Origin of the sequence: Fischerella major NIES-592 (assembly GCF_001904645.1) — a bacterium.
In the GTDB taxonomy this organism is placed as follows: Bacteria; Cyanobacteriota; Cyanobacteriia; order Cyanobacteriales; family Nostocaceae; genus Fischerella; species Fischerella thermalis.
Genome location: NZ_MRCA01000001.1, coordinates 865285 through 874284, shown reverse-complemented (window position 1 = coordinate 874284; position 9000 = coordinate 865285). Strand labels below are relative to the sequence as shown.

Here is a 9000-nt window from a genome sequence, read left to right as displayed (position 1 = left end):
GCTGCGGCGACGATAGTTGGAGGGACACCTCCTGCAAAAATAGCTCGATGCCAGGATATTATTTAGATCGAAAGCCTCCCTACGCTCAAAAAGGAGGCTTTTGTTTTAATTATCACTAAAAGTACAACTTATCCCATTATTTGAGATTCAAAGTCCGACGATAATTCCATTGCAGCAATCCATGAATCTACCTTTGTTGTCGTGGTGTTGCTGAATAAAGGGATAAATTAATTTATTTAGGTACAGTTTGACACATCAGATAGTGTAGTAATAATTTAATTCAGTATTCAGTATTTCTTCTGACTTGGAATAACATGAAGTTTTTCGGTGAAGTCGTGCAAGATAATGCCGTAATCGGGTATTTTCTCTTAAGAAGAATTATGTAGAGTTGCGATCGCCTTGTCATGACTTTCTCAAGGTACGGCTAATTGTCGAATATTGATAGCTACGAAGAAATTTAATGCGTGAAATTCGATACAGTTTGCGCCTCCCTTAAAAATGGGTATGAGGGTGCGAGGGTATAGGGTGTAGGAATATTAATATTTTCACACCCTCGTTGTGGAATTTTCCTGTAATTGACAGTTTTGATAATTAAGGATCGATAATTAGGACGATAAGAAAGCAATTGTTCTTCCCACCAGGCACATTCCTAAACCTAGCCAACAACATTTGTGTAGGATGCACTACACTTAATTAAGAAAGATCCAGTGTCATGCCTTTGATTGTCAGATGCAAACCTTTTTGTCTCTATATTGAACCAAAATATATTCTGTAGGCAGGAAGGACACAAACTGGCTAAATTGTTATAAAAAAAGTTTAAAGGGGAGTAATTAGCCTCGCAAATCTTAACAAGAGGATAATCTTCTCCTACTGTAGATGAACACGCTCAAGTTATAAGATTCCTTGTGCAATCTCAAAAACCCGAAAAACTTGATTTTAATAGCGAATACCCCTGTCCCTGTCGTCGTCGGGGACGATTAGTTCCGATTACCCTTACAGAAGCATTTGGATGCGATCGCTGTCAACAGATTTTTGTAGTAGAAGATAATGGTTTTGTGCTAGAACAGCTTTCTACTACCTATCCTTACAAACGCGCTTGGCGCTGGACAGGTTCTAGCTGGCAAGTTGTCCATCCGCGTTTAGGAGAAAGCTATCTGCCAGTAGCGCTTGGTATTATTTTCGTGCTAGTGATTATATGGTTGCCATTAGCACTACGCTTGGCAAGTGGTTCAAGTATAATCGCTTGGGCAATGGTGGCAGTACTATTGGCAATTTTACCCGCATTGATGGTCTGGCTTACCTACAGACGTTGATTAAATGACAGTGGACCCTTTTGATGATAGCTCCGAAGCAATCTCCAGCACTAAACGTGCCTATGCTGCTTCTTTAAAGTTAGGAATAACTAAAGGGACAGATCGCAGTCGTGCCGTCTTGGCGATGGCAGAGGCGATCAAACGTTCTTTTGATGACATTCTGGAAGCTAATACTTTGGATCTAGAGGCTAGTCGGGAAATGGCAATACCAGATTTGATTTTGGATTGGTTGAAGCTAACACCAAAACGTCTGGAAGCGACTGTAGAGATTTTGCAACGACTAGGAGAATTGTCAGATCCACTGCGACGAGTGCGTAGTGCTGACTACCAACTGGAAGACTCTCAGACTTACACGCAACTAATGCCTCTGGGTGTGATCGCATTTATTTATGAAGCATTTCCAGAGTTAGGGGCGATCGCCGCAGGTTTATGCATCAAAACAGGTAATTGTTTGATCCTTAAAGGTGGTACGGAAGCTAGCCACTCTAACGCAGTGATCGCCAATGCCTTACAAGCTGGTATTGCCGACGCTGGTTTGCCCCTTGGTTGTATAGAATTGATCCAGACTGAACATGGTGCTTCAATTCGTGATTTGGTCAGTCAGGACAATTACTTAAACTTAGTCATTCCCTACGGACGTGCTAGCTTAGTACAGCAGGTAGTAAGACAATCTACAGCACCAGTACTGAGATCAGCAATGGGTAATTGTTACCTGTATTGGTCACTCAATGGCAGCTTAGAGATGGTACGTTGGATGATCGTAGATAGCCATTGTAGTCAACCAGATCCAGTGAATGCGATCGAAAAAGTTTTGATTCATCGGCAGGCTATGCCATCGTCTTTAATTACCCTGTGGAATAGCCTGCAAGAAAAAGGCTTTGAACTAAGAGGAGACACAGAATTAGTAGAAGCCTTTGGGCAGTTACAACTAGCTAAAGAGACAGAATGGGGAAGTGCTTATTTAACTAAAACAGTAGCTTTTAAACTAGTGGATAGCTTAGAGGCTGCGATCGCTTGGATTAATCAGTACAGCAGTGGTCACGCCGACTGCATCGTCACAGAATCCTATCAGGAAAGTCGGCAATTTGCCTTAGGAGTCAACAGCGCCTCTAGTTACATCAATGCTTCCCCCCGTTTTACCCGTAACCCTGCACGGGGAGATGGGGTGTTTTTGGGTATGTCCAACCAGAAAGGTCATCGACGTGGCTTTATCAGCCTAGAAAGCCTGACTACGGTTAAACATATCGTGCAGGGGAACGGAAGGTTTTAGGAAATGATGGGGTGATGGGGTGTAGCATTTGCTCCCCATCTCCTCACCATCCTATCCTATTTATTGTTTGCCAACTTCACATTCGTGGCTAGACCAAGTGCTTGTAGGAACTTAACTGTCATCCAAGTCATGTCAATTTCCCACCATTGCAGTCCGTGACGTGCGGAATACTGAAAGGCATGGTGGTTATTGTGCCAACCTTCACCATAAGTTAATAAAGCAACCCACCAGCAATTTGTTGAGCGATCGCCTGATTCATAAGTACGATAGCCAAATTTGTGGGTAGCACTATTGACCAACCAGGTGCAGTGCCATACGAAAACTAGGCGAACAAAAACTCCCCAGATTACAAAAGACCAGCCACCCAGCAAAAACAGTACTACACCTAAAGCTACTTGGAGCCAAATTAAATTATTTTGAAAAAACTGATAAACTGGGTCATCGCCAATATCTTTTGTAAAGCGAGGTACTTCTGGCTGAAGTGGTGAATGAAAGAACATCCAACCCATGTGACTCCACCAGAAGCCTTTGTTGGAATCATGGGGATCTAGCTCCTTATCTGAGTACAAATGATGCATCCGGTGCATACCGACCCATTCTATTGGGCCTCCTTCGCAGGAAAGGGTTCCGCACAAAACAAGGAAGTATTCTAGCCACTTAGGGGTTTGAAAACTACGGTGGGTGACGAGGCGGTGATAGCCCAGAGTAATACCTAAGCCACCTGTTACCCAATGGAGAAACAAGCACACACCAACTGCTTTCCAGCTAAAGAAAGCGGGAAACAGGGCAAGCAACGCAGCAGCGTGCAAAACACTCAAGAATGTAATGTGTACTAGATGGCTTCGGGATTTTGTTGATGTAGCAATTGTCATGCAGTAACCTGAATAGGAATTGTTCAGCCTAGTCTGCGCGATCCTTAAATCCGCATATTATGTTTTTTGTAAATGAGGAACTAATGAACAGCTTGGAACAGCTGCGGCAAGCAGAACAGGCACTGTTACAGATTTTTTCTGGAATTGACGCTCAGGTCAAGAGAAATCTTTACAGAGTGTTAAGTGCTTTTCGCCATCATCGAGTAGGCACTCACCATTTTGCAGGTGTCACAGGGTACGGTCATGATGACTTAGGGCGAGAAACTCTAGACAAAGTGTTTGCCGAAATTATGGGCGCAGAGGCGGCGGCTGTGCGAGTACAGTTTGTATCTGGAACTCACGCGATCGCTTGTGCCTTATTTGGTGTCCTCCGTCCTGGTGATGAAGTACTCTCGGTGGCTGGCCCTCCTTACGACACATTAGAAGAAGTGATAGGTTTACGTGGTCATGGTCAAGGCTCCCTTATAGAGTTTGGCATTCGCTATCGCCAATTGGATCTTACCCCAGAAGGAACAGTGGATTGGCAAGCATTAAGCCGATCGGTGGAGGATAACACTACTTTAGTTCTAATTCAGCGCTCTTGTGGCTATTCTTGGCGTCCTAGTCTGTCAATTGCCGATATTGAAAAAATTATTAATTTAGTCAAGCAGCAAAATCCCAACACGATTTGTTTTGTTGATAATTGCTACGGCGAATTTATCGAAACCAGTGAACCTACCCACGTCGGCGCTGATTTAATGGCAGGTTCCTTAATTAAAAACCCTGGTGGAACTATTGTTACCGCAGGCGGTTACGTTGCTGGTCGCGCGGATTTGGTAGAAGCGGCTGCGTGTCGGCTGACAGCTCCTGGTATTGGTAGTTACGGTGGTGCAACCTTTGATCAAAATCGTTTGCTCTTCCAAGGCTTATTTCTCGCACCTCAGATGGTGGGAGAAGCCATGAAAGGTACGCACCTTACAGGTTATGTTTTTGACAAGCTTGGTTATCCAGTTAATCCTGCACCTCTTGCTCCCCGGCGTGATGTGATCCAGGCAATTAAACTCGGTTCTGCCGAGAAACTAATTGCCTTTTGTAAAGCGATACAACAAAATTCACCCATTGGTTCTTATCTAGACCCCATTCCTGATCAAATGCCAGGTTACGAAAGCAAAGTCGTCATGGCTGGCGGGACATTTATTGAGGGTAGCACATTAGAGTTCTCAGCTGACGGGCCATTGCGAGAACCATATGTAGTTTACTGCCAAGGCGGCACCCATTGGACTCATGTAGCGATCGCTTTAGAAGCCGCAATTGAGGCAGTAGGAGCAGCAAACTAAGGAACGCAAATTAAACAAAATACACAACCTTACTCCCCTCTCCTAACTCGCGGAGAGGGGGCGAGGTTCAAATAGTCGATGACGAGATTATAATACTCGACGAAGCTCAAAAACTCATTTTAGCTGCAACTTCTAGTTGCTTGATGCAAGACAAATATTAGCTTGATGCTTAGTTGCCATTAGAATATTCTTTTTTCTTCAAACTAAAAATTAATAGATTTGCAACAATAATTAATACTGATAATATAGTTATGCCTGATGCAATCGATACTCTGCATACGCATTAAAGGTATAAACAGCCTATAGGCAAGAAAATGAATATAGAGCTAAACAACTATTATCAATGGGGAGGGTGTTTGAGAGTTGATGCACCTATCTATGTTGAGCGAACGGCAGATAGAGAAAAAAACAACCCGTCTTTATAGTCATCTCATTGAAACTATACTTTTTCTGAGGAAATTTTAATTCAAAGGGAAAACCTATGCGACCAAAAAAACTAAATAAGTTTATATTTTCTGCTCCAGGACACTCATAGAATCCATCGCCATACATCAATCCAAAACCAAGATGATATAGGCAAAATGGAGCGATCGCTACATCATGAGAAATTTATATAATTTTCAGGTAATTCTCAGGCAAAAAGTTTAATCTCTACAGTTATCGGGAGTCCATTCCTAAAAAATGTGCCGTTTATTAGCCTACCTTGGTTCACCAGTTTCTCTAGAACCTCTGTTGTATGAACCAGAACACTCGCTGATAGTCCAGAGCTATCAACCCCGCGAAATGCTGTCTGGAGTGGTTAACGCCGATGGCTTTGGTATGGGTTGGTATCATGTTCAAAGGGATACCGAGCCTTTTACCTACAAAAATACGCTGCCGATTTGGAATGATATTAACCTCAGCAGTCTCAGCCGTTATGTGGAGTCAGGGTGTATTCTTTCCTATGTTCGCAGTGCTACAGCAGGGCAAGCACTTGATTTCAGTAATTGCCAGCCATTTCAGTATCAACGTCTATTATGCATTCACAATGGTCGGATTGAAAATTTTCGGCAGACACTATATTTACCAATTCGTCAGGAGCTAAATGATCAAGTTTACAAATGGGTGAGTGGAACTACTGATTCCGAGCATATCTTTGCTTTGCTGCTGTCTCTATGGCAAGAAAACCCAGGTAAAACTCTAGAGCAGTCTCTACACATAACTTTGCTCAAACTTGCAGAGATGGCGCTCACTCATCAAACCCACGCCTCAGCCAACCTAGTTATCAGTAATGGAAATCGTCTTGTTGCTTCCCGCTATAGCACAAAATCACCTGCTCCCTCGCTTTACTGGACAGCTAATGATCCAACTTTCCCCAATGCCGTCATCCTAGCCTCAGAACCATTATTTGCAGGTAATTGGACTATTTGTCCAGAAAATAGCATTATAAGTGTGGGAGAAGACTGTGATCTTAGAATTGAGCCAATCTAGTTTCAAACAGACAATTTTTCAGGCTTTTACTCAGTGTCGTGCCAAAACTCTGACTTTGTTTGAGGGTATGGACGAACTTACCTTTTGCCATCAAGCTCATCCTGATTTTAGTCCTGTGGGTTGGCATTTGGGACATATTGCTTACACAGAATCTTTGTGGTTACTTGAGCGTAGCGCAGGTTTACCCTGTATGTTTCCTCAATATCGTAGGCTGTTTGCTGCTGATGGCTTGCCAAAGTGCGATCGCGTCAAATTACCCAACTTAGAGGAAATTTGTTACTACCTGGATACAGTTAGAGAAAAAGTCTTCGATTACTTAGAAGTAGCAGATTTAGAAACAGAAGTACCTCTGTGGCGGTTTTTACTTCAACACGAAAGTCAACACAGTGAAATAATTTGTTTCATATTGGAAATGTGCAAGCTGAAAGATAAGAAAATAGGAAAACGTGGAGAACATAATTCTAAGTTCTCCCCACCTCCCCATCACCTCGAAGAGATGATCCAAATCCCTGCTGGCGAATTCGAGATGGGTAACAATTCACCAGAAGCCTTGGATAACGAACGTCCTGCTCATCGAGTATATCTGGACACATACTATATTGACCGTTTCCCTGTCACTTGTGGACAATATCGGGCATTTATGGCAGCAGGAGGTTATGAAAATCCCCAGTGGTGGTCAAAGGACGGCTGGGAATGGTTGCAAACAGCAAAAATCACCCAACCTTTGTACTGGCATGAAGATTTAACCTGGGATAATCACCCAGTTTGCGGTGTTAGTTATTACGAAGCAGCAGCCTACGCAGAGTTTGCAGGGAAGCGCTTACCCACGGAAGCCGAATGGGAAAAAGCAGCTAGCTGGAACGCCATAACTAATCAACGTCACACCTATGCTTGGGGAGATACACCACCAACACCAGAACATTGCAATCACGATCAGAAAATAGGCAAAACCACACCAGTAAATGCCTATCCTGAGGGACAAAGCCCTTATGGTTTGTATGATACTTTAGGTAATGTCTGGGAATGGACAGCCACTTGGTTTGATGGTTATCAAGGCTTCCAGTACTATCCTTATATTGGGTACTCGCAGGTTTATTTTGACCGTCAACATCGCGTTTTAAAAGGTGGTAGCTGGGCAACTCGTCCTTGGGTACTGCGTTCTAGTTTTCGCAATTGGTATCATCCTGGCGTACAACAAGTTTTGGCGGGGTTTCGCTGTGCAAAAAGTGAAAATTCCCTTGATTTATGTTGTCCGACTTTTTAAAAAACTCAGGGATCTGACGCACGAAAAAACTTCCTCTGGAGCAAATTAGCCTGTTTTATGGGAAAATCCCTGTGGATCGGTGTCTTTATCTTGTATCCACTGCGGCTTTTTGTTTCACTAGCTAAGATAAATAGAAGCCATTTGGGAAAGCGATCGCCAAAGCTATTGCAATACGGCATCGCTACCTATCACGGCAAAAATACGGAGGGTGAATGTCAATATCTAAACCTGGCAGCAGCAAGGGTAACTTTCAAAGAACTATTGAACAACGCTTACAAATACAGCGTTTGTTAGAACCAACTTTGATTGTTGCTTCTAGTGCTGGAAGTGATGTGGTTAAGGGATTAACTCAAACACCAAAAACCCTACCACCGCGTTATTTCTATGATGACCGTGGTTCCGATTTATTTGAGCAAATCTGTGAGTTACCAGAGTATTACCTGACACGTACTGAGACACAAATTTTGCAAAGCTGTGCTAGTGAAATTGCGGCAATCACAGGCGCTTGTGAAATAGTTGAACTAGGTAGTGGCAGTTCTACTAAAACCAGAATTTTACTAGATGCTTACCAACAAAAAGGACTACCTCTGCATTATCTCCCAATTGATGTCAGTGCTGGTATGCTCGAAAGTAGCGCCCTGTCGCTACTAGCAGACTATCCCTCACTACAAGTTTACGCACTGGCAGGAACCTACGAATTAGCACTTTCTCAAATTGAACCTAGTGAGTTACCCAGTCGGATGATTTGTTTTATTGGTAGCACTTTGGGTAATTTGAATCCACAAGAGTGTGATGTGTTTTTATCCCAAGTCAAGGCTGCTTTGCTAACAGGAGAGTATTTTTTATTGGGGATAGACTTACAAAAACCAAAACATATTCTGGAAGCTGCTTATAACGACAATCAAGGAGTCACAGCAGCATTTAACTTGAATATGTTAGAGCATCTCAACTGGCGTTTTCAGGGTAATTTTGATACCACCCAATTTGAACACTGGGCATTTTATAACGAAACTGAACATCAAATTGAGATGCATCTCAAAAGTAAGCGATCGCAAGCCGTCGAATTGCACACTCTCAAACTCAATGTTCATTTTGAAACAGGTGAAACTATCCGCACCGAAATCTCCCGGAAATTCAGCCTCAACAGCATTCAGCAAGAACTAAAAGCCAAAAATCTAGTACCGCAAAAAGTATGGACTGACGAAAACCAGTTGTTTGGTTTATTACTGTGTCAGTTGCAAGATCGGGAATAGGGGATCAGGGTTCAGGGATTGGAAAGGAGACAACAAAGCTATAGACTTGTTGCATGAATCCTAAAAACCCTCCTCAATCCCCCCACCCATGGAAATCACCGAGATGATCGGCTAGAAAACTTAGTTGCTGCTCACCTATATTATCACGACCAGATACATGGTGGCAAAGGCAACCTTTCAACTCAACGAACGTACCAATGACAATGGTTAACTTGGAGAGGAGCCGTGTGATGTCAAAGCAT

General features: G+C 43.0%; 7 protein-coding genes and 1 pseudogene. 6 read left to right on the top strand and 2 right to left on the bottom strand.

Annotated features, from left to right (window positions below):
* Positions 1-232: 232 nt before the first annotated feature.
* Positions 233-366, bottom strand: a pseudogene (locus NIES592_RS26165) (IS1 family transposase); the annotation flags it as partial.
* 539 nt (positions 367-905) lie between these two features.
* Between NIES592_RS26165 and NIES592_RS03875 the strand changes: the two are divergent.
* Both NIES592_RS03875 and NIES592_RS03870 read left to right on the top strand, forming a co-directional pair.
* Positions 906-1313, top strand: a complete 408-nt coding sequence (locus NIES592_RS03875) for a hypothetical protein (protein ID WP_009458157.1) — start codon at positions 906-908, stop codon at positions 1311-1313.
* A gap of 4 nt (positions 1314-1317) precedes the next feature.
* Positions 1318-2583 (top strand): glutamate-5-semialdehyde dehydrogenase, encoded by a 1266-nt coding sequence (locus NIES592_RS03870; RefSeq protein WP_009458158.1) that lies wholly within the window; start codon positions 1318-1320, stop codon positions 2581-2583.
* Positions 2584-2639: 56 nt separating this feature from the next.
* Here NIES592_RS03870 and NIES592_RS03865 read toward each other — a convergent pair whose 3' ends face one another.
* On the bottom strand, positions 2640-3455 hold the full coding sequence (locus tag NIES592_RS03865) for an acyl-CoA desaturase (RefSeq protein WP_062248509.1): 816 nt from the start codon (positions 3453-3455) through the stop codon (positions 2640-2642).
* Positions 3456-3538: 83 nt separating this feature from the next.
* Here NIES592_RS03865 and NIES592_RS03860 point away from each other — a divergent pair, with 83 nt between their 5' ends.
* From NIES592_RS03860 to egtD, 4 genes are all read left to right on the top strand, one after another.
* A complete protein-coding gene (locus tag NIES592_RS03860; protein ID WP_073554948.1) occupies positions 3539-4771 on the top strand; it encodes a methionine gamma-lyase family protein in 1233 nt (410 codons plus the stop codon).
* 681 nt (positions 4772-5452) lie between these two features.
* Positions 5453-6241: an ergothioneine biosynthesis protein EgtC gene (egtC, locus tag NIES592_RS03850; protein ID WP_073554946.1), complete on the top strand. Its 789-nt coding sequence runs from the start codon at positions 5453-5455 to the stop codon at positions 6239-6241.
* A complete protein-coding gene (egtB, locus tag NIES592_RS03845; protein ID WP_062248515.1) occupies positions 6216-7505 on the top strand; it encodes an ergothioneine biosynthesis protein EgtB in 1290 nt (429 codons plus the stop codon). Before egtC ends, egtB begins: the two co-directional genes overlap by 26 nt.
* A 212-nt stretch (positions 7506-7717) precedes the next feature.
* Complete coding sequence (egtD, locus tag NIES592_RS03840) at positions 7718-8758, top strand: L-histidine N(alpha)-methyltransferase (protein WP_073554945.1); 1041 nt, start codon at positions 7718-7720, stop codon at positions 8756-8758.
* Positions 8759-9000 lie beyond the last annotated feature (242 nt).